General features: G+C 69.3%; 20 protein-coding genes. 12 read left to right on the forward strand and 8 right to left on the reverse strand.

The window, feature by feature from the left end; genetic code table 11:
* Nucleotides 1-453: 453 nt before the first annotated feature.
* Together OR37_RS08685 and OR37_RS08690 are read right to left on the reverse strand one after the other, a co-directional pair.
* Complete coding sequence (locus OR37_RS08685) at nt 454-1,242, reverse strand: SDR family oxidoreductase (protein ID WP_004618305.1); 789 nt, start codon at nt 1,240-1,242, stop codon at nt 454-456.
* On the reverse strand, nt 1,239-1,568 hold the full coding sequence (locus tag OR37_RS08690; RefSeq protein ID WP_004618307.1) for a nuclear transport factor 2 family protein: 330 nt from the start codon (nt 1,566-1,568) through the stop codon (nt 1,239-1,241). Before OR37_RS08690 ends, OR37_RS08685 begins: the two co-directional genes overlap by 4 nt.
* Before the next feature lie 150 nt (nt 1,569-1,718).
* On the opposite strand from OR37_RS08690, the gene OR37_RS08695 reads away from it, so the two are divergent.
* The gene (locus OR37_RS08695; protein WP_235046557.1) at nt 1,719-2,600 is read left to right on the forward strand and encodes a LysR family transcriptional regulator; all 882 of its coding nucleotides are present in this window, start codon (nt 1,719-1,721) and stop codon (nt 2,598-2,600) included.
* 38 nt (nt 2,601-2,638) lie between these two features.
* Here OR37_RS08695 and OR37_RS08700 read toward each other — a convergent pair whose 3' ends face one another.
* Genes OR37_RS08700 through OR37_RS08710 form a run of 3 tightly spaced genes read right to left on the reverse strand, consistent with a single transcriptional unit; the run spans nt 2,639 to nt 5,615 of the window.
* Nucleotides 2,639-3,646, reverse strand: coding sequence for an HlyD family secretion protein (locus OR37_RS08700; protein WP_004618310.1), 1,008 nt, complete (start codon nt 3,644-3,646; stop codon nt 2,639-2,641).
* A gap of 20 nt (nt 3,647-3,666) precedes the next feature.
* Complete coding sequence (locus OR37_RS08705; protein ID WP_004618312.1) at nt 3,667-4,419, reverse strand: ABC transporter ATP-binding protein; 753 nt, start codon at nt 4,417-4,419, stop codon at nt 3,667-3,669.
* A complete protein-coding gene (locus OR37_RS08710) occupies nt 4,416-5,615 on the reverse strand; it encodes an ABC transporter permease (protein WP_004618314.1) in 1,200 nt (399 codons plus the stop codon). The genes OR37_RS08705 and OR37_RS08710 overlap by 4 nt, the downstream gene beginning before the upstream one ends.
* Before the next feature lie 159 nt (nt 5,616-5,774).
* On the opposite strand from OR37_RS08710, the gene OR37_RS08715 reads away from it, so the two are divergent.
* The 5 genes from OR37_RS08715 (at nt 5,775) to OR37_RS08730 (ending at nt 11,386) form a co-directional block, all read left to right on the forward strand.
* Nucleotides 5,775-7,832 carry a S46 family peptidase gene (locus OR37_RS08715; RefSeq protein WP_235046558.1) on the forward strand — a complete coding sequence of 686 codons (2,058 nt, stop codon included), beginning with the start codon at nt 5,775-5,777 and terminating at the stop codon, nt 7,830-7,832.
* A gap of 175 nt (nt 7,833-8,007) precedes the next feature.
* Nucleotides 8,008-8,964 (forward strand): EF-hand domain-containing protein, encoded by a 957-nt coding sequence (locus OR37_RS08720; protein WP_004618318.1) that lies wholly within the window; start codon nt 8,008-8,010, stop codon nt 8,962-8,964.
* A 225-nt stretch (nt 8,965-9,189) separates the two neighbouring features.
* Nucleotides 9,190-10,464: a NupC/NupG family nucleoside CNT transporter gene (locus OR37_RS08725; RefSeq protein ID WP_004618320.1), complete on the forward strand. Its 1,275-nt coding sequence runs from the start codon at nt 9,190-9,192 to the stop codon at nt 10,462-10,464.
* A gap of 38 nt (nt 10,465-10,502) precedes the next feature.
* On the forward strand, nt 10,503-10,772 hold the full coding sequence (locus OR37_RS22405; protein WP_365873972.1) for a DUF559 domain-containing protein: 270 nt from the start codon (nt 10,503-10,505) through the stop codon (nt 10,770-10,772).
* Nucleotides 10,769-11,386 (forward strand): glutathione S-transferase family protein, encoded by a 618-nt coding sequence (locus tag OR37_RS08730; protein ID WP_004618322.1) that lies wholly within the window; start codon nt 10,769-10,771, stop codon nt 11,384-11,386. Before OR37_RS22405 ends, OR37_RS08730 begins: the two co-directional genes overlap by 4 nt.
* Nucleotides 11,387-11,508: 122 nt before the next feature.
* Here the strand turns inward: OR37_RS08730 and OR37_RS08735 are convergent, their stop codons facing one another.
* Nucleotides 11,509-11,961: a PaaI family thioesterase gene (locus tag OR37_RS08735; RefSeq protein ID WP_004618324.1), complete on the reverse strand. Its 453-nt coding sequence runs from the start codon at nt 11,959-11,961 to the stop codon at nt 11,509-11,511.
* A gap of 108 nt (nt 11,962-12,069) precedes the next feature.
* On the opposite strand from OR37_RS08735, the gene OR37_RS20995 reads away from it, so the two are divergent.
* From OR37_RS20995 to OR37_RS08760, 5 genes are all read left to right on the forward strand, one after another.
* Nucleotides 12,070-12,357 (forward strand): DUF3253 domain-containing protein, encoded by a 288-nt coding sequence (locus OR37_RS20995; protein WP_004618325.1) that lies wholly within the window; start codon nt 12,070-12,072, stop codon nt 12,355-12,357.
* 85 nt (nt 12,358-12,442) lie between these two features.
* Nucleotides 12,443-13,369 (forward strand): S1/P1 nuclease, encoded by a 927-nt coding sequence (locus OR37_RS08745; RefSeq protein ID WP_004618326.1) that lies wholly within the window; start codon nt 12,443-12,445, stop codon nt 13,367-13,369.
* A 41-nt stretch (nt 13,370-13,410) separates the two neighbouring features.
* Nucleotides 13,411-13,995 carry a uracil-DNA glycosylase family protein gene (locus tag OR37_RS08750; RefSeq protein WP_004618328.1) on the forward strand — a complete coding sequence of 195 codons (585 nt, stop codon included), beginning with the start codon at nt 13,411-13,413 and terminating at the stop codon, nt 13,993-13,995.
* Nucleotides 13,992-15,050 (forward strand): alpha/beta hydrolase, encoded by a 1,059-nt coding sequence (locus OR37_RS08755; RefSeq protein ID WP_004618330.1) that lies wholly within the window; start codon nt 13,992-13,994, stop codon nt 15,048-15,050. The genes OR37_RS08750 and OR37_RS08755 overlap by 4 nt, the downstream gene beginning before the upstream one ends.
* 60 nt (nt 15,051-15,110) lie before the next feature.
* Nucleotides 15,111-16,172 carry a Leu/Phe/Val dehydrogenase gene (locus tag OR37_RS08760; RefSeq protein ID WP_004618332.1) on the forward strand — a complete coding sequence of 354 codons (1,062 nt, stop codon included), beginning with the start codon at nt 15,111-15,113 and terminating at the stop codon, nt 16,170-16,172.
* 139 nt (nt 16,173-16,311) lie between these two features.
* On the opposite strand, the gene OR37_RS08765 is transcribed toward OR37_RS08760, so the two are convergent.
* Entirely contained in the window at nt 16,312-17,736 is a 1,425-nt protein-coding gene (locus OR37_RS08765; protein WP_035017125.1) for an MFS transporter, read from the reverse strand.
* Between the two features lie 102 nt (nt 17,737-17,838).
* Here OR37_RS08765 and OR37_RS08770 point away from each other — a divergent pair, with 102 nt between their 5' ends.
* The gene (locus OR37_RS08770; RefSeq protein WP_004618336.1) at nt 17,839-18,360 is read left to right on the forward strand and encodes a lipocalin family protein; all 522 of its coding nucleotides are present in this window, start codon (nt 17,839-17,841) and stop codon (nt 18,358-18,360) included.
* On the opposite strand, the gene OR37_RS08775 is transcribed toward OR37_RS08770, so the two are convergent.
* On the reverse strand, nt 18,350-18,751 hold the full coding sequence (locus tag OR37_RS08775) for a hypothetical protein (RefSeq protein WP_004618338.1): 402 nt from the start codon (nt 18,749-18,751) through the stop codon (nt 18,350-18,352). The two genes, OR37_RS08770 and OR37_RS08775, sit on opposite strands and share 11 nt — an antisense overlap.
* Nucleotides 18,752-18,755 lie beyond the last annotated feature (4 nt).

The raw sequence follows: 18,755 nt of genomic DNA on the forward strand, positions 1-18,755 counted from the left end.
TCCTGTCGCTCCGCGCTCGCCTGTCCACGGCCTCTTCCGAGATCCCGGATCTATCCAACGAACAGACCCCGGTCGAAACCGCTTCGAGACCACGCGGCCCCGCTCAGCCTATCCCCGCCGCCGTTTTGGGCCGGATCCAAACGCCCTCCCCCGCGACGGGGATGGCTAGGATTATGGCGCGGCGCCGAACGCCGAGGATTGGCGGGGGTGTAAAATCGACAAGGTGTTGATCGGATTGATTTTCATGTCGCGAATTCCGAGGATGAGCGAGGCTCAATCCCCGTGAGGAAACGGATGTAGGCCATGGGGGCGGCGGTTGTAGGGGCGGCCTAAGGCTTTGATGCGCCAACACCAGACATTGGACCGCCTTCAGGAACACGTCATTCAGAGATGGACGTCCATATTCATCGTTCCACGCCCAGCTAGACTGCGGGGCGTGGAACATCGAACCTATCAGACGGTCGGAATGGTCCCGCCATCGATGACGAATTCCGCGCCGTGGATCGCGGCGGCGCGGTCGGAGGCCAAGTAGGCGATGAGGTCGGCGACCTCATGGGGGGCGGCCGGACGCCCGATCGGGATGCCGCCCAGGCTGTCGAGGACGAGTTGCCGCGCCTCTTCGATCGTGCCGCCATTGGCGGCCTGCAGACGCTTCAGGAGGTGCTCGGACGCCTCGGTCATGATCCAGCCGGGCGAGACGACGTTGACCCGCACGCCCTTCGGACCCAGCTCCTTTGAGAGCGACTTGCTGTAGGTCCGAAGCGCGGCCTTGGCGGCGGCGTAGGCCGTGGTCGCCTCGGGGAGCGGCAGGACCGACTGGATGGAGGTGACATGCACCACCGCGCCAGCGCCTCGCTCGATCATCTGTGGAACCAGGAGGCGATCCAGGCGGACGGTGGCCAGCAGGTTCAGGTTCAATTCGGCGAGCCAGTGATCATCGCTCAGGGCGACAAAGCCGCCGCCCGGCGAGGACGAGCCGCCGATCACGTGGGCCAGGATGTCGACGCCCCCCAGACGTTCGAGCGCCGCCTTTGCCAAGCTTTCCCCGCCCTCGGTCGTCGTCAGGTCTGCCTGGACGAACTCGACGCCGTCGATGGGCTCCGAGGCGCCGCGGGCGGCGGTGATCACGCGGGCGCCGCCGGCCAGGAAGCGGTCGACGATGGCGCGGCCGGCGCCCTTGGTGCCGCCGCTGACGAGCACGCGCTTGCCGGCGAATTCGATCGGATCAGCCTTGAGGGTCACGCCGTAATCTCCAGAGCGGTGATGGCGTCGTTCACGAGCGTGAAGCGGTAGGTGAAGCGGATCGGGCTGCCCGTAAAATCGCCATGGGCGGGGCCTTCGACGACGACCTGGCCGTCCTCGTGACGAGCGGTGTCGGGCGTAAAGATCGCCTTCACGGGGATCACGGCCTCTTCGAACAAGGCGCCGATTTCGGCGCGGCCGCGCAGAACGGCGCCGTTATCGCGAACGATAGCGTCGGCCGCGAAGGGTTCGAGCATTCCCTCAGCGTCCAGGCGGGCATTGGCGGCCACATAGGCGGCGATCGGGGATGGAAGGTCGAGAGACATAGCTTCTGTCCTGCTGGCTGCACGCGCGGCCGGGGCGGCTAGACGTGCGACGTCAGCAAGGTAGCGATGGACATATCGCGTGATAATCGGGACAATGTGGAACGTTTCATCACGAAATCCGGGACAATGGCGTTAAATAGCCTAGCGGAATTGGACGCCGTCCTGATGGTCGCGCGGCGGGGAAAGTTCCGCACGGCCGCGCTCGAGCTAGGGGTTTCGACCACCGCGCTCAGCAATGCGGTCGGAAAGCTGGAGCGCTCGCTCGGCGTCCGGCTCTTCAACCGGACGACGCGAAGCGTCTCGCTGACGGAGGCGGGCCAGCAGTTCGTCGCTCAGATCGCGCCCGCCGTGCGCGACATCCATGAGGCGATGGACGTCGCACGCTCCCAACAGGCCACCCCTTCAGGTACGCTGCGCATCAACGCCTTCCCGACAGCTGCGCGGGAGATCTTCTCCTGGCTCGTCCTGCCGTTCCTGCGCGCGCACCCTAACGTTCATATCGACATCGTTACGGAGGGCCGCCTGGTGGACATTGTCGCGGGCGGCTTCGATCTGGGCGTCCGGAGCGCGGACCTCGTGCCGGGCGACATGATCGCCCTCCCATTGGGGCGCGCGCGGCGCAATGTCGTGGTTGGCTCACCAAGCTATCTGAAAGCGCACGGGACGCCGATGATCCCCCAGGACCTCGCAGGGCATTCCTGTTTCCGCGTGCGGCTTCCCAATGGCGCTATCCACCGCTGGCCGTTCGAGAAGGATGGAGAGTCGGTCCACATCGACGTCGAGGGCGCCGTCACCCTCGATGAAGCGAGCCTGGCCCGCACGGCGGCCCTCGCGTCCGTCGGTCTCGCTTTAGCGATGGAGTCCGACGTGCGAGACGACATCAAGGCCGGCCGTCTCGTGTGCGTGCTCGAGGATTGGACGCCCATCCTGGCGCCCTTGAGCCTCTACTATCCGAATCGGCGCAATCCGACTGCCGCATTCAAGGCGTTCATCGACTTCGCGCGGAGGCATAGCGGAGCCGGCGACGCCTGAAGAACTCAATAGGTTGAGACGCGCCAGGCCACGCCCCCCTAAACCTTCTTCTTCGTCATCCCCCCAGCCACCGGCGCGGTCGGCTTGTCCCGCTTCACGCCCGCCTTCTGGCCGGGCTTCATGAACTTGACCAGCACGCGCTGGCCGACCAGCAGCGGGGCGCCGTCGGCGCTGACCACGACCTCGACGACGCGTTCGTCGCTGCGTTGGCTGGGGTCGTCGGAGGCCAGCTTGCGGGCGCCGAAGACGGCGGCGCGGCGCAGGACCTTGCCGACATAGGCCTTGTCGGGGCTGCTTTCGGGCTGGATCTCGATCTCCTGGCCCACGCTGATATTGGGCAGGTCGGCCTCGACGATCTCGGCGCGGACGATGCGGTTGGTGTTGGGCTCGAGGTCGAACATCGCCGTGACGTTCAGGGTCGAGGCGCCGGCGCCGGGATTGGCGTAGCGGCGGGCGATGCGGCCGTCGGCCGGGGCGCGGATGACGGTCAGTTCCTGGTTGTAGCGGGCCTGGGCCAGCTGGGCGTTGGCGACGCTGATCGCGGCCTGCTGGGCGCCGATATTGGCGTTGGCCTGCGCGATCTGGTCGGCGGCGTTGTCCAGCCGCTGGGCGGCGACGAAGTTCGAGGCGGCCAGGGCCTGCAGGCGCTTCTGCTCGCGCTGGGCGGTGCGCAGCTGCACCTGATAGAGCGCCAGCTGGGCGCGGGCGTTTTCCAGCGCGGCCGAGGCGGTCTGGGCGGCCAGGCGGACGTCGTCGTCCTCCTGCTTGGCCAGCGGCTGGCCGGCCTTCACCATGTCGCCTTCCTGGACATAGACCTCGCGGACGATGCCCTGGCGGCGGGCGGCCACCTGGATCACGCCGCCCTCGACGTCGGCCTTGCCCTGGGCGATGGCGGCGTAGGGGGAGGGCTCCTCCTGGGCGGCGGCGGTTTCGAGCTGCTTCTTCTTCGTGGCCGCCTGGCCCTTCATGTAGAAGAAGCCGCCGCCGATCAGGGCGATGACGACGATGGCGATCCAGAAGGCGGGTCGGCGCAGAAAGCCGGGCATAGGTCGGGTTCCCCAGGAAATCAGTGGCTGAACGGCGCGGGATCGGCGTCGGGCGTGCGGCGCACGTCGTCCAGGATCCGTCCGTCCTCGATGTGGATGACGCGGTCGGCATAGGCCTCGAGCCGCGGGTCGTGGGTCACGCAGATCACCGCCGCCCCGCGCACCGAGGCGGCCTCGCGCAGCAGGCGGATGACGATCTGGCCGTTCTCGCCGTCGAGGGCCGAGGTCGGCTCGTCGGCGAAGATCAGGTTCGGGTTCTTGGCCAGGGCGCGGGCGATGGCCACGCGCTGCTTCTCGCCGCCCGACAGTTCCGAGGGGCGCTGGTTGACGCGGGCGCCCAGGCCCACCGACTCCAGCGCCGCCTGGGCGCGACGGGCCTGCTCGCCCTTGCCGACGCCCTGGTACTTCAGCGCGGTCATTACCTGCTGCTTGGCGCTCAGCGCCGGGAACAGGTTGAAGCCCTGGAAGATGAAGCCGCAGTGGTCGAGGCGGAACTTGTCGATCTTGCCGTTCGACAGGCTCCACAGGTCGCTGGCCTCCAGCGCCGAGACCTTGCCCTCGTCGGGCTTGAGCAGGCCCGAGAGCGCGGCCACCAGGGTCGACTTGCCCGAGCCCGAGGGGCCCATGACCATGGTCACGTCGCCGTGCTTGGCGTCGAAGTCGACGCCCTTGAGCACCTCGATATAGCTGCGGCCGGTCTTGAAGCGCTTGACCAGATGGGTGGCCTTGAGGGCGGTCTCGCCGCGCTTGTGGGCGTTGTCGCCAGAGCTCATCGCAGCAGGTCCGCCGGTTGGCTGTTCTTGAGGACGCCGAGCGACAGGAAGCCCGACAGCATGGCGATGACGATCAGGAAGATCGCGACGACGACGATCAGCAGGGGCGGGAAGGCCATCGGCACCCCGCCGGCGGCGGCGACCAGCGACACCACCCAGGTCAAGAGGCCCGCGGCGAGCACGCCGACGATGCCGACCCAGAACGACAGCTCCAGCACGATGTTGCGCAGGTCGCCCATCGAGACGCCCAGGGCGCGCAAGGAAGCGAACTCCTTGATGTTGGCCATGATCGCCCCGCGCAGGGTCTGCCAGGTGATGATCACGCCGATCAGGAGGCCCAGGAAGGCCGAGAAGCCCAGGATGATGCCGATGATCTGGTCGTCCAGCATCGAGCTGGCGTTGGCGTCGGCCAGTTCCTGGCGGGTCCAGGCGCGGAACTTGCCTTCGCCCTTCTTGTTCAGCTGGGCCGCCACGATCTCGGCGCGCGACGGGTCGCTGATCTTGACCATCAGCGGGCCGACGCGCTGGCCGGTGTCGGCCTCGCCCAGCATCCGCAGGGTGTCGCGCGAGACGACCAGCATCGGCTGGATGATGTTGGGATAGCCGTGGGTGACGACGGCGACATAGACGGTCTTGCCGTTGTAGAGGGCCTTGTCGCCCTTCTTGACGCCCAGGCGCTTCAAGGCCGTGTCGTCCACCGCGACGGCGAAGGGCCGGCGCAGGGCCTCGATCATCGACGGGCTATAATCCGTCGGCACGGTGACGTAGCCGGGGATGGCGTCGATGACCGTCAGGTTGACGAACTCGCTCTTGCGGGTCCCGCCGCCGGGGCCGCCGCCCTTGCCGCCCTTCTTGGCGGCCGCCTGGGCCTTGACCTGCTGTTCGGGCGTCAGGATGTTCTGGAAGCGGCCGCCGGAGAAGTCGAGCGGCGCGACCTGGGTCACTTCCGGGTGGCTGTAGACCAGTGGGATGAAGCGGCGCGGCAAGCCTTGCGGACCGCTGAACAACGCCTTGGCGCCCGGCGCCAGCACCATGATGTCCGCGCTGGCGCGGTCGATCTGGGCCGTGAAGCCCTTGCCGATGCCGACGAAGATGCCGACCTGGGCCAGCACCAGCAGGCCCGAGAAGGCCAGGGCGACCACGGCCGCCATGTAACGACGCCACTCGTACAGCAGAGTGGCCAAGGCCAACGACATGCGGACTCCCGCTCCCCCAATCGACGGTTGAGGAATGAACGCCGATCGTCCAGCGGCCAAGTTAAATCGGGGTAACAGACGTTTCCGCGATGAAATATTCGCGCCCGGGCGCGAACGAGGGCTGGTTCGGTCTCGATCCGGACGCTAAGCGGCTTGGTCGTGCAGCGATCCTTCTCGTCTCTTGCCGCGTTCGGCGCGGCCCTGCTGTTGGCCGCGCGTGGCGAGGCGCGGGCCGACGAGGGCATGTGGACCTTCGACGCCCCGCCGATCGACCGGATCGCGGCGGCGACCGGCGCGCGGCTCGACGCGGCCTGGCTGGACGCGGCCCGCGCCTCGGCCGTGCGGCTGACCAACGGATGCTCGGGCGGGATCGTCAGCGGCCAGGGCCTGGTGATGACCAACGCCCACTGCGTGGCCGACTGCGTCCAGACCCTCTCCGGCGGCGGCGAGGACGCCTATCTGACCGACGCGCGCGATCGGGAGGAGCGGTGCGCGGGTCTGCAAGCCGAGGCGCTTCTGACCATCACCGACGTCACCGACCAGGTGCGGGCCAGCGTCCAAGGCAAGGACGGCGAGGCCTATGTCCGGGCGCGCGAAGGGGCGCTGGCCCTGGCCGAGCTGGCGGCTTGCGGCCAGGACCGGACGCTGCGCTGCCAGGCCGTGAGCTTCTTCCGGGGCGGGCAATACAAGGTCTACAAGTACCGCCGCTACAACGACGTGCGGCTGGTGTTCGCGCCCGAGGCGGCGGTGGCGGCCTTCGGCGGCGACCCGGACAATTTCAACTTCCCGCGCTTCGCCTTCGACGTCGCGTTCCTGCGGCTCTATGTCGACGAGGCGCCGGCCGCGACGCCGGTCTTCCTGCCCTGGCGCTCGACCCCGCCGGCCGAGGGCGAGGCCAGCTTCGTCGTCGGCAATCCCGGTTCGACCGAGCGCCAGCTGACGGTCGCCCAGCTGGAGACCCAGCGCGATCTCGTCCAGCCTCTCGCCCAGGCCCAGCGGCTGGAGCTGCGCGGCCGGCTCTTGCAGTTTCGGGCCGACGATCCGGACCGCGCGCGCGGCGCCGCCCAGGCCCTGGCCTGGGTCGAGAACGGCGTGAAGATCGGCCGGGGGCGGATGGCGCTGCTGAACGACCGCGCCTTCATGGCCGGCAAGCGCGCCGAGGAGGACGCCCTCAAGGCCAGGGTCGCCGCCGATCCGGCCCTGGCGGCCACGGCGGGCGTGGCCTGGGACCGCATCGCCGACGCGCAGGACGCGGCGCGCGATCTCTATCCGGCCTATCGGCAGTTGGAAAACGGCCCCGGCGGCTCGGACCTGTTCTACGACGCGCGGCTTCTGGTCCGGGCAGCGCTGGAGCGCGACAAGCCCGATGCCGAGCGCCTGCCCGAATACGGCGACGCTCGCCTGCCGCGGATAGAGCGCCGGCTGCTGGACGCCCCGCCGCGCGATCTCGCCCTCGAACGGATCTATCTGGAGCACTGGCTGCTGAAGACCCGCGAGGCGCTGGGCGTCGACGACCCCCGCGTCAAGGCGCTGCTGGGCGGCGACAGTCCCGAAAACCTGGCGCGCGCGCTCGCGGAGACCCGACTGGTCGATCCGGCCTTCCGCGCCGAACTGTGGGCTGGCGGTCGCGCGGCGGTCGAGGCTTCCGATGACCCGCTGGTCGCCTTCGTGCTGCGGATCGACGGCATGGCGCGCGCGGCCCGCGCCGCCTACGAGGCCAAGGTCTCCGGACCCGTGGACGCCGCCGCCGAGGCCATCGCCGGCGCGCGCCTGGCTCTGCTGGGCGACCAGATCTATCCGGACGCCACCTTCACCCTGCGGCTGTCCTACGGCCGCGTGGCGGGCTGGCGCGAGCGCGGTCGAGCGGTCGAGCCCTTCACCACCTTCGCCGGCTTTTACGCCCGGGCGAGCGGCGCCCCGCCGTTCGTGGCCCCGCCGCGCTGGCTGGAGGCGCGCAAGGCCCTGGCGCCCGACACCCCTTTCGACTTCGTCACCACCAACGACATCGTCGGCGGCAATTCGGGTTCGCCGGTGCTGGACCGGCGGGGGCGGGTGATGGGCGCGATCTTCGACGGCAATAGCCACGCGATCGGCGGCGCCTATGGCTACGACGCGACGGCCAACCGGGCGGTCGCTCTGACGACGGCGGCCATCGGCGAGGCCCTCTCGAAGGTCTATGGCCGCGCTGGCTTGGCCGACGAATTGATGGGGCGATAGCCCCCGGACTCATCCCTACGACGAGTGGGAACGGCTATCTGGACCCTGACACATTTCATCGCTGTAACGCGCTGAAATGTGGAACGTTTCTGGCTCCCCTCCGAAGGGCGTCGGCTGTTCGGCGCCCACGGTCGCCGCGCTAGCGCCGGCGGCTAGCATCGGAAAGGAGCGAGACATGACGGTTTCAAACGTCGGTTCTTCGCAGAATCTGGACTATTGGCGCCAGATTCAGCAGTCCGCGTTCCAAGGCGCGGACACGAACGGCGACGGCGCTCTGTCGCTGAGCGAGTTCGAATCTATCGGGCAAAAAGTGCAGGGCGGCGCCAATGGCGCGCCGCCGCCGCCGCAAGGGGATGGCGGCTTCGGCGCGCGTTTCGGCGCCGAGATGCTGACGGCCCTGTTGTCCACTCAATCGGCGAGCGACCTGACCAACTCGGTGATGAAGGGCGGCGACGCCAATAACGACGGCCAGCTTTCGGCCAGCGAGATCTCGTCGGCCCTGTCCAGCAACGCGCCCTCGGGCGTGCTGAGCGGCGGCGCCGACCAGATGGCCAAGGACATCATCTCGGCGCTCGACACCAATGGCGACGGCAGCCTGTCGGCCAGCGAAATCCAGACGGCGATCACCAACGCCCAAAAGGACGTCGAGGGCGCGGCGACCTCCGGCGCCAGTTCGACCACGGCCTCGGCCGCCGATGGGACGGTCAAGGCGCATCACGGCCATCACCACCATCACCACAAGGGCGGCGTCGAGAGCGCGGACAAGGCGGCCGAGGCCAAGGTGTTCAGCAGCCTTGACACCAACGGCGACGGCTCGATCTCGGCCGCGGAACTGGCCGCGGCCAATTCCAGCGACTCCAGCGCGTCCTCGACCGCCGCCAACTTGATCAAGGCGGTCGACAAGAACGGCGACGGCTCGCTGAGCCAGAGCGAGTTCGACCGGATGCTGAAGCAGGGCAAGGACGCCTCGGACCCGACCACCATCGCCGGACTGATGGCGGGCGGGAGCAACAGCGCGGCCGGCATGATGCAGAAGCTGTTGGCCCAGCTCGACGCGGCCATGACCACGACCACGGCCTCGTCGACCACGACCGGCGCGTCCAGCGCGACGGGCGTCAACACGACGGCCTGACGATCGGCGTTCGCGCGCGGAACCCAAGGTTCGGACGAAAGGGCCGAGGGGGTGGGTTCCGCGCGCGGGACGCCCGGCGCGTCGGAAGCGCGTTCGGACGGCGCCGCGCCCTTCGTTAACGCTTCCTAACGCAAGGCGCTTGCGCGCGAGGCCGTAGTTGGTGTCATTCTTCGCCTCTTGGTCGGCGTCGCGGGGGCGTCGCTTCATCGTAAGGTCTTCGTCTTGATGCTCCGTCCCGAGAACGTTCAGGCCCTGGCGGGTCTGGCGCTCACTTTGGGCCTCTGCTGGCTCGTCTCCGAGAATCGCAAGCGATTCCCCTGGGTTCTGGCGATCGCCGCCCTCATCGTCCAAGTTCTGCTGGTTCTGGTGCTGTTCGGCCTGCCGCAGGCTCAGCAGCTGATGCGTGGCGTGAACGGCGCGGTCGAAGGGCTGGGCAGCTCGACCCAGGCCGGCACGGCCTTCGTGTTCGGCTTCCTGGCCGGCGGCCAGCAGCCCTATCCGGTCAGCAATCCGGGCGCGGGCTTCATCTTCGCCTTCCGAGTCATGCCGGTGATCCTGGTGGTCTGCGCCCTGTCGGCGCTGCTGTGGCACTGGAAGATCCTCAAGTGGCTGGCCCAGGGCTTCGGCTTCGTGTTCCAGAAGACGCTGGGCCTGCGCGGCCCGCCGGCCCTGGCCACCGCCGCCACCATCTTCATGGGCCAGATCGAAGGCCCGATCTTTATCCGCGCCTATCTCGACAAGCTGTCGCGCTCGGAACTCTTCATGCTGATCGCGGTCGGCATGGCCTGCGTCTCGGGCTCCACCATGGTCGCCTACGCCACCATCCTGCACGACGTGCTGCCCAACGCCGCCGCCCACGTGCTGACGGCCTCGATCATCTCCGCGCCCGCCGGCGTGCTGCTGGCCCGCGTCATCGTGCCGTCCGATCCGATGGAGAAGGGCGGGGACCTGGATCTCTCGGCCGAGGACAAGACCTATGGCAGCGCGATCGACGCGGTGATGAAGGGCACGACCGACGGTCTGCAGATCGCCCTGAACGTCGGCGCCACCCTGATCGTCTTCGTGGCCCTGGCCACCATGGTCGACAAGATCCTGGGCGCCATGCCCCCGGTCGGCGGTCAGCCGCTGAGCATCGCGCGCGGCCTGGGCGTGATCTTCTCGCCGCTGGCCTGGTCGATGGGCGTGCCGTGGAAGGAGGCCGGCACGGCTGGCGGCCTGCTGGGCGTCAAGCTGATCCTCACCGAGTTCACCGCCTTCATCAAGCTGGCCGGCGCGACGTCGCTGGACCCGCGCACCCGGATGATCCTGACCTACGCCCTGTGCGGCTTCGCCAATATCGGCTCGGTCGGCATGAACGTGGCCGGCTTCTCGGTCCTGGTGCCCCAGCGCCGCCAGGAAGTGCTGGGCCTGGTCTGGAAGGCCATGATGGCCGGCTTCCTGGCCACCTGCCTGACCGGCTCGCTGGTCGGGCTGATGCCGCGAAGCCTGTTCGGGCTTTGAGCAACTAAAGGTTGCTTGCCCCTCTCCCTTCCCCTTTGATGGGGAAGGGGCGGGGATGGGGTGACAGCCTGTCCGAGAAAACGCCGAGACTTCGGCACGCACCCGGCGCCGTCAAACGCGCCCGTCGTCTCCGCAAGACCATGACGGTCAGCGAAAAGGCCCTCTGGAAGACCCTCCGCGCGCTCGATCTTCACATCCGCCGCCAAGCGCCGAGCGTGTCGCTGCGGAGATTCAGCGATCACCCCATCCCGACCCTTCCCCATCAAGGGGAAGGGCTTTTTAATGTGGAAAAGGGAGGAACCGCATGAAGCTCTACGACAGCCGTCGCGCGCCCAATCCGCGTCGGGTTCGCTGGTTCATGGCCGAGAAGGGGATCGAGGACGTCGAGATCGTCGACATCGATATCTTCGGCGGCCAGCATCGCCAGCCCGACTATCTGGCCAAGGCGGGGCTGCCCAACGTGCCGGCCCTCGAGATCGACAACGCGACCACGATCACCGAGTCGGTCGCCATTTGCCGGTATCTGGAGAGCCTCTATCCCGAACCGAACCTGTTCGGCCGCGACCCGCTGGAGACGGCGGTGATCGAGATGTGGACCCGGCGGGCCGAGATGCTGCTGTCGACGCCGCTGATGATGGCCGTCCGCCACGCCCACCCGGCGCTGGCGGCGATCGAGACCCAGATTCCCGAGGTCGCGGAGACCAACCGCAAGGCGGCCGAACGGGCGCTGAAGGTCTTCGACCGGCGGCTGGGCGAGAGCGAGTTCATCGCCGCCGACCGCCTGACCATCGCCGACATCCTGGCCGTCACCGGCCTGGACTTCGCCCGCATGGTCCGCTTCCGCCCCGACGCGGAACTCACCCACGTGAACCGTTGGCTGACGGCCATGATGGAGCGCCCGGCCGCCAAGGCGGGGGTTTAGATCCTCCCCCGCGATGCGGGGGAGGTGGCCCAGAGGGCCGGAGGGGGCTAGCTGGACGCCTGCCGCGCTCGCACCTCGGGCGCTCCGCGGCGTCTCCCCCGCGTCGCGGGGGAGCAACCTCGTCAGCGCGGCCGGATCTTCTTTACGACGCCCGAGAAGTTCAGCATCGGTCCGCTTCCGGTCGAGATCAGGCCGCGGATGAACAGCAGAGAGCCGCCAGCCCGGATGACCTCGCCGGTCGAGGTGACCAGGTCGCCGGGCTTGGCTGGGCCGATGAACTCGCCGTTCAGGCTGACCGTCACCGCGCGGCTGTCGGCCAGCTCCTTCCAGGCGATCGCGAACAGCGAGTAGTCGGCGAAGGTCATCATGCAGCCGCCGTGCATGAAGCCGCCGCCGTTCATGTGCTTCTTCTCGGCGCGGAAGGCGGCGGTCACGCGGCCTTGGTCGTCGTCCTTGAAGTAGAAGGGACCGGACTGATCCTCGAACGGATCCAGGCCATGCCAGGCGCGCCAACCGGCCCACTCGCCGTCCTCGATCAGTCGAGGTCCGCTCCAGGCGTCCGCGCCTCCGTCCATGAGCCTCTTCCCTTGCCCTGTTCTTATCGCCGTTCAGTTAGAGGGACGCGGCGGGGCGCGCAAGCCGCCGGCCTCGCCTCCCGCGACAATCCATGGCATGGGAGGCCCATGACCTCCCCGATCCAAGACACGATCCTGTCTCAGCTGGCGGCGCTGCCGGCGGGCAAGTCGATCGACCCGATGAACGTCGCCAAGGCCATCCAGCCCGAGCGCTGGCAGCAGATCCTGGGCCACGTGCGCACCAACGCCATCGAGCTGGCCCGCGAGGGCAAGGTGGTGATCCTGCGCCACAACAAGCCGACCAATCCGGAGAAGTTTCGCGGCGTCTATCGCATCCGCCTGCGGATGGAGGGCGATCCGACCCAGTTCGACGTGTCGGTCGAGGACGACGCCTAGCACTCGGCTCCTAGGGCCAGCGGGGGACTTGACCCTGGCGCGCGCGCCTGTGTTCCTCCGCTTCGGACCGAGGAGGGGGACCATCATGCGCAAGCTCGCGATCACCTTGGCCGTGGCGGCCGCCGCGACCCTGGGCGCCCTGGCGCCCGCGCCGGCCAGGGCCTGGGACGACCAGGGCCATATGGCGACCGGCGACATCGCCTATGACGCGCTGACGGCCCGCCATCCGGAAGCCGCGGCCGCCATCGTGGCGATCATGCGCGATCACCCCGACCACGCGCTGTTCGACAAGCGCCTGGCGGGCCTGACCGGTCCGGCCCGCGACCGTCGGCTGTTCGCCCTGATGGCCGTCTGGCCCGACGACACGCGCAAGAGCCCCAACGACCGGCCCGACTGGCACTACGCGCTCAAGGTCGTCTCGCCGTGGCGGTTCGTGTTCCCGTTCACGGTCGGCAAGGCCGAGGTGGCGTTCCGCGAGCAGCTGGCCATCGCCCGCGACCCCAAGGCGCCGCGCGCCCAGCGGGCCATCGCGCTGTGCTGGATCATGCACCTGGTCGGCGACCAGCATCAGCCGCTGCACGCCGGCCACTGGATGTCGTGGACCTATCCCAAGACCGACCGCGCCGGCAGCATCGCCTTCGTGCGCCGCCAGGCCGGCGCGCCGCCGGTCGACATGCACGAGCTGTGGGACAGCGCGCCCGACCGTCCCGCTCCGAACCGCGAAGCCGGCGCCGACCTCGTCGCCGCCGCCGTCGAGGCGGTCCATCCGCGTCCGGCGCGCGACGATCTGGGCCCCGACCCCTCGGCCGCGTTCGCCGCCTGGGAGCGCGAGAGCTGGACCCTGGCCAAGACGGCGGCCTATCGCGACGGCCAGCTGGCGACCTCTCCGGACCGTGCCGCCGCGCCGGTGCTGCCGGCCGGCTACGCGCCCCGGATGCGCGCGATCGCCGACGCCCGGGTGGCCCAGGCCGGCTATCGCCTGGCCGAGGTCCTGGCGCTGGTGAAGACCTGAGCCAAGCTTGCGTTCGCGGCCTCACGCTCTAAGTGGCGATCATGCCCCTTGATGAGATCCTGGCCGACATCGCCGCCTGCCGGGCCTGCGCGCCGTACCTGCCGCACACGCCCCGGCCGGTGGTGCGCGTGCGAAGCGAAACCCGCCTCCTGATCGCCGGCCAGGCGCCGGGACGCGTGGTGCACGAGACCGGCCTGCCGTTCAACGACCGCTCGGGCGACCGCCTGCGCCAGTGGATGGGGATCGATCGCGAGACCTTCTACGGCCGGCCCGAGATCGGCGTGGCGGCCATGGCCTTCTGCTTTCCGGGGACCAATCCGAAAGGCGGAGACTATCCGCCGCCGCCGCGCTGCGCGGCGCTGTGGCGGCCCCGTCTGCTCGCCGCGCTGCCGAACGTGGAGTTGACCCTGCTGGTCGGCGGCTACGCCCAGGCCTGGGCGCTGCCCGGCCGGACGGGCAAGACCATGACCGACACCATCGCCGCCTGGCGCGACTTCGGCCCCAAGGTTCTGCCGCTGCCGCATCCGTCGTGGCGCAACACCGCCTGGCTGAAGCGCAATCCATGGTTCGAGGCCGAGGTCGCGCCCTATCTTCGCCAACGGGTCGCGGACATTCTGGCGTCATGAACCGCCGCGCCCTGATCCTGACCGCCTCGGCCGCCGCCCTGGCCGCCTGCGCGCCGCTGCGCCAGAAGCCGGATCTGGCGGGACCGGGCTTCACCGGCCCGCGCCTGACCGACGACGGCTTCCTCAGCTTCGACGGCGCGCGGCTGGGCCTGATGCGGTGGCTGCCGGCCCAGGCGCCCGATTGGGTGATCGTGGGCCTGCACGGCATGAACGACTACGCCAACGCCTTCCACCTGGCGGCGGAAGCGTGGGCGGCGCAGGGGATCGCGACCTACGCCCTGGACATTCGAGGCTTCGGACGCTCGCCCGAGCGCGGGATCTGGGCGCCGACCGAGCTGGTGCTCGACGACGTCCGCGCCCTGGTCGGCGCCGTCCGCCAGCGCCATCCGAGCGCCCGGATCGCCCTGGCCGGGATCAGCATGGGCGGCGCCCTGGCCATCGCCGCCATGGCCTCGGACAACCCGCCGGCCGTCGACAAGCTGCTGCTGTTCGCACCGGCCGTCTGGGGCTGGTCGAACCAGCCGCTGCCCAATCGCTTGAGCCTATGGGTCACGGCCCACACCGTCGGCCAATGGGTGGTCAAGCCGCCGGACTGGCTGATCCGCAACATCACCGCGTCCGACAATATCGACGAGCTGCGCCGGATGGGCCGCGACCCGCTGATGATCTGGGGCGCGCGGTCCGACACGATCTACGGCCTGGTCGGGCTGATGGAGCGGGCCTGGCGCGCGACGGGCGCGATCAAGGTCCCGACGGCCTGGTTCTATGGCGCGCGCGACCAGGTGATCCCGCGCGCGCCGACGGTCGAGGCGATCGCCCGCCTGAAGCCTGGCGCGCGCACCGCCTATTACGCCGACGGTTACCATCTGCTGCTGATCGACAAGCAGGCGCGCAATGTCTGGAACGACGCGGCGGCCTTCCTGCGCGACGCGCCCGGACCCTGGCCGCCCTCGGCCGCGCCGGCCATCCCGACCAGCGTCAAGGCCATGGCGGCGCTGGATCCGCCCAAGCCGGCCAAAACCTCGGTGTCGCGGCGGCGGGCTTCGGGCTTGTGAGGCGGTGAAAGGGGGCGTACACCCCGCCGCATTCATTCGGCCTAAGGCGAGACCGGCAGCATGACCTTGTTCGATTCCCCCGATTTCGAGGGACACGAAGGCGTTCATTCGTTCTATGACGAAAAAACCGGTCTGAAGTCGATTATCGCGATCCACTCGACCGCGCGCGGCCCGGCCGCCGGCGGCTGTCGCATGTGGGACTATTCCAGCGCCGGCGCGGCCCTGACCGACGCTCTGCGCCTGTCGCGTGGCATGTCGTACAAGAACGCCATGGCCGAGCTGGACCTGGGCGGCGGCAAGGCGGTGATCATCGGCGATAGCCGCAGCCAGAAGACGCCGGCGCTGTTCGAGGCTTTCGGCCGCGCCGTCGACAGCCTGGGCGGTCGGTACTGGACGGCCGAGGACGTCGGCGTCTCGCCGGCCGACCTGGAAAGCACCCGCAAGACCACCCGCTTCGTCGCCGGGCTCGAGGGCCACGCGGCCGCCTCGGGCGACCCGTCGCCAGTCACCGCCGAGGGCGTGTTCCGGGGCGTGCGCCTGTGCGTCGAGCGCGCGCTGGGCCGCGACCTCAAGGGCGTCCATGTCGCCATCCAGGGCGTCGGCCACGTCGGCGGCTACCTCGCCGAGAAGCTGCACGCCGCCGGCGCGATCCTGACCATCGCCGACGTCAACCAGCCGGCCCTGAACGCGGTCGCGGCCAAGACCGGGGCGACGATCGTGCCGACCGACGCCATCTTCGACGTCGAGGCCGACGTCTTCGCGCCCTGCGCCCTGGGCGGGGCGATCTCGGCCGCGACCCTGCCGCGCCTGAAGGCCAGGATCATCGCCGGCGCCGCCAACAACCAGCTGGCCGACGCCACGATCGGCCAGGCGGTGTTCGAGCGCGGCGTGCTCTACGCCCCCGACTACGTGATCAACGGCGGCGGCATCATCAACGTGGCCGCCGAGATCCGCGGGCTGGAAGCGGGCGGCGCCTTCGACGGCGATTGGGTCGCGACCAAGCTGGACCGCCTGGCCCAGACCCTGGCGGAGGTCATCGACCAGTCGATCGCCGAGAAGCGTCCGGCCAATCTGGTCGCCGACGAGATCGCCCGCGCCCGCATCGCGGCGGCGCGCGCCTAGAGCCCTTAGTCTGAAATCGGAATCGATTTCAGGGGTCAAAAAGGCTCTAAATCAAATGTTTAGAGCGTGAGATAAGCTGAAACCGGTTTCCACTTTCAGCCTCACGCTCGAGACATCCCCTGGCGGCGGCGGGGAGGGCTCAGGCCCTCTTGGGCCGCCCGCTGATCGCCGCGCCGGCGTCCTTGTCCAGGGCCAGATAGACGGGCAGGGCCAGCAGGGTCACCAGGCCGATCGCCGTGAAGGGCATGACGAACCGGTCCGGCGTCAGCGCGCCGCCCGCGCCGCGCGCCAGGTGCAGCATCATGCCGCCGAAACTGACCCCCAGGGCCAAGCCCACCTGCTGCGAGACCGCCGCCAGGGTCGAGGCCGCCGCCGTCGAGGTTTCCGGCACGTCGGCATAGGCGATGGTGTTGGCGGCGATGAACTGGTTGGAGCGGCAGAAGCCGGTCAGCACCAGGATCGCCATCATCAGCCAGACCGGCGTGCTGTTTCGGAAGAAGGCGGGAGCGGTGGTCAGGATCGCGGTCAGGACCACGAACAGCGACAGCGAGGCGCGGAAGCCCACGCGCCTTAGCAGCGCCGTGCCGAACGGCCGGGCGATCAGGATCCCGACGCCGGTGGCGATGGTGACGAAACTGGCCCGCAGGGGACTCCAGCCCAGGGCGACCTGCAGCAGCAGCGGCATCAGGAAGGGCGTGGCGCCGATGCCTAGGCGCACCAGCGTTCCGCCCAGCAGGCTGGCGCGATAGGTCGGGTAGCGCAGCAGGGTGAGGTCCAGGATCGGGCGGCCGGTGCGCGCGCAGATCCGCAGATAGGCCCAGCCGCAGGCCAGGGAGACCGCGAGCAGCAGGGCTTGCGCGGCGGGCGGCAGCAGATTGACGCCCGCCGTCTCGGCGACCACGACCAGGCCGCTGACCGCCAGGGCCGACAGGATGAAGCCGGCCGTGTCGAAGGGGCCGATGTCGGGTCGGGGCTGGCTTTTGGGCACGAAGCGCAGGACGGCGATCATGCCCAGAACGCCGACGGGCAGGTTGATGTAGAAGATCCAGGGCCAGTCGGCGACGCTGAGCACCAGGCCGGCGATCGGCGGGCCGATCAGCGGGCCGACCAGGGCGGGCATGGTGAACCAGCCCATGGCGGTCAGCAGCCGCTCCTTGGGCGAGGCGCCGACCACGATCAGCCGCGCCACCGGGGTCATCATCGCCCCGCCGATCCCCTGGATGATCCGCGAGGCGACCAGCGCCTCCAGCCCGCGCGACAGGCCGCACAGGGCAGAGCCCAGCAGGAAGACGACCATGGCGCTCAGGAACACCCGTCGCGCGCCATAGCGCTCGGCCGCCCAGCCGCTGGCCGGCGTGAAGACCGCCAGGGCCATGATGTAGGAGGTCAGGGCCAGCTTCAGATGGATAGGATCGACGGAAAAAGCGTGGGCCAGGGTCGGCAGGGCCGTCGACAGGGCGGTGGAGTCGATGAACTCCATCAAGAGCGCGCTGGCGACCGCCACCGAAACCAGGCGGGTCGAGAGCGGCGAGGCGGCGGAAGACTCTGGCGAAGGCTCGGGCACGCCCGGGCTTTACGCCCGCGGGCCGCCGGGGTCCAGGCGCGTGATGCGAAGCGCACATCCGTCGGCGCCCCAGGAGCGTATCGTCCAAAAAGGATGGAAACCATGCGCGCTAGCCTCTTGATCGCATTTTCGGCCCTGGCGTTGGCGTCGGGCGCCCAGGCCCGGCAAGCCGCGCCGATCGACCCGGCCTCGCACTATTCGGGCGTCTGGTTGGAGGTGGGGCGCACGCCGATGCGGCTGACCAAGGACTGCGTGGCCGGAACGACCCGCTATGTGCTGAAGGAACCGACCCATGTCGACGTGGTCGACGATTGCCGTCAGGGCGGCGTCGACGGCAAGCGGCGGGCGATCTCCGGGCGCGGGCGGATCGAGGACCCCGGCGTCAATCGCCGGCTTCGGGTCGCCTACGCGCCGTTCATCGTCTGGCGCTACGTGGTCATGGATCGCGATCCGGAGGGGCAATGGTTCATCGCCGCCGATCCCGAGCTCAAGAAAGTGTTTCTCTACACGCGATCGCCACCGTCCAAGCCGCGCCTGGACGATCTCGAGGCGCGGGTCCGGCGTCTGGGCTATGTCGGCGCGCTGGAGTTCCCGGCCGTCGCGGAGACCGGCCCTAAAGGCTGAGCGCGCCGTCCCGCGCCGCGATGGCCAGCGCCACGGGCCAGAGAACCACGATCGCGGCGAAAACGATGGCGGGCCCCCAGGGCGCGGCGCGCGGACCCTTGGCGCGCCACAGCGGCGCGACATAGAGCGCGAGCCAGAGGCTCTTGTAGATGATCTGCAGCAGCAGGATCGACCAGAAGAGGCGGGGCGCGACGAGACCCGCCAGCGACAGCGCCAGGATCGCGCTCCACAGGGACACCAGCAGCAGCCGCAATCCCCGCGACTCGGCGATCTCGCCGCCCAAGGCCGGCACGCCCGGGCCATTTCGGGCCAGCAGAAGGCCCGCCAGCACCGGCGCCAGGATGACGACATTGGCGCCGTAGGCGACACGAAGCAGAAGCTCTCCGATCATATGA

It is taken from the genome of Caulobacter vibrioides OR37 (assembly GCF_000372645.1).
Taxonomy (GTDB): Bacteria; Pseudomonadota; Alphaproteobacteria; order Caulobacterales; family Caulobacteraceae; genus Caulobacter; species Caulobacter vibrioides_E.

Coding starts and splice junctions, on each gene's coding strand:
- OR37_RS08690 (WP_004618307.1), bottom strand. CDS start 1,568: ATGTCTCTCGACCTTCCATCCCCGATCGCCGCCTATGTGGCCGCCAAT.
- OR37_RS08700 (WP_004618310.1), bottom strand. CDS start 3,646: ATGCCCGGCTTTCTGCGCCGACCCGCCTTCTGGATCGCCATCGTCGTC.
- OR37_RS08705 (WP_004618312.1), bottom strand. CDS start 4,419: ATGAGCTCTGGCGACAACGCCCACAAGCGCGGCGAGACCGCCCTCAAG.
- OR37_RS08710 (WP_004618314.1), bottom strand. CDS start 5,615: ATGTCGTTGGCCTTGGCCACTCTGCTGTACGAGTGGCGTCGTTACATG.
- OR37_RS08720 (WP_004618318.1), top strand. CDS start 8,008: ATGACGGTTTCAAACGTCGGTTCTTCGCAGAATCTGGACTATTGGCGC.
- OR37_RS08725 (WP_004618320.1), top strand. CDS start 9,190: ATGCTCCGTCCCGAGAACGTTCAGGCCCTGGCGGGTCTGGCGCTCACT.
- OR37_RS22405 (WP_365873972.1), top strand. CDS start 10,503: ATGGGGAAGGGGCGGGGATGGGGTGACAGCCTGTCCGAGAAAACGCCG.
- OR37_RS08730 (WP_004618322.1), top strand. CDS start 10,769: ATGAAGCTCTACGACAGCCGTCGCGCGCCCAATCCGCGTCGGGTTCGC.
- OR37_RS08735 (WP_004618324.1), bottom strand. CDS start 11,961: ATGGACGGAGGCGCGGACGCCTGGAGCGGACCTCGACTGATCGAGGAC.
- OR37_RS20995 (WP_004618325.1), top strand. CDS start 12,070: ATGACCTCCCCGATCCAAGACACGATCCTGTCTCAGCTGGCGGCGCTG.
- OR37_RS08745 (WP_004618326.1), top strand. CDS start 12,443: ATGCGCAAGCTCGCGATCACCTTGGCCGTGGCGGCCGCCGCGACCCTG.
- OR37_RS08750 (WP_004618328.1), top strand. CDS start 13,411: ATGCCCCTTGATGAGATCCTGGCCGACATCGCCGCCTGCCGGGCCTGC.
- OR37_RS08755 (WP_004618330.1), top strand. CDS start 13,992: ATGAACCGCCGCGCCCTGATCCTGACCGCCTCGGCCGCCGCCCTGGCC.
- OR37_RS08760 (WP_004618332.1), top strand. CDS start 15,111: ATGACCTTGTTCGATTCCCCCGATTTCGAGGGACACGAAGGCGTTCAT.
- OR37_RS08770 (WP_004618336.1), top strand. CDS start 17,839: ATGCGCGCTAGCCTCTTGATCGCATTTTCGGCCCTGGCGTTGGCGTCG.
- OR37_RS08775 (WP_004618338.1), bottom strand. CDS start 18,751: ATGATCGGAGAGCTTCTGCTTCGTGTCGCCTACGGCGCCAATGTCGTC.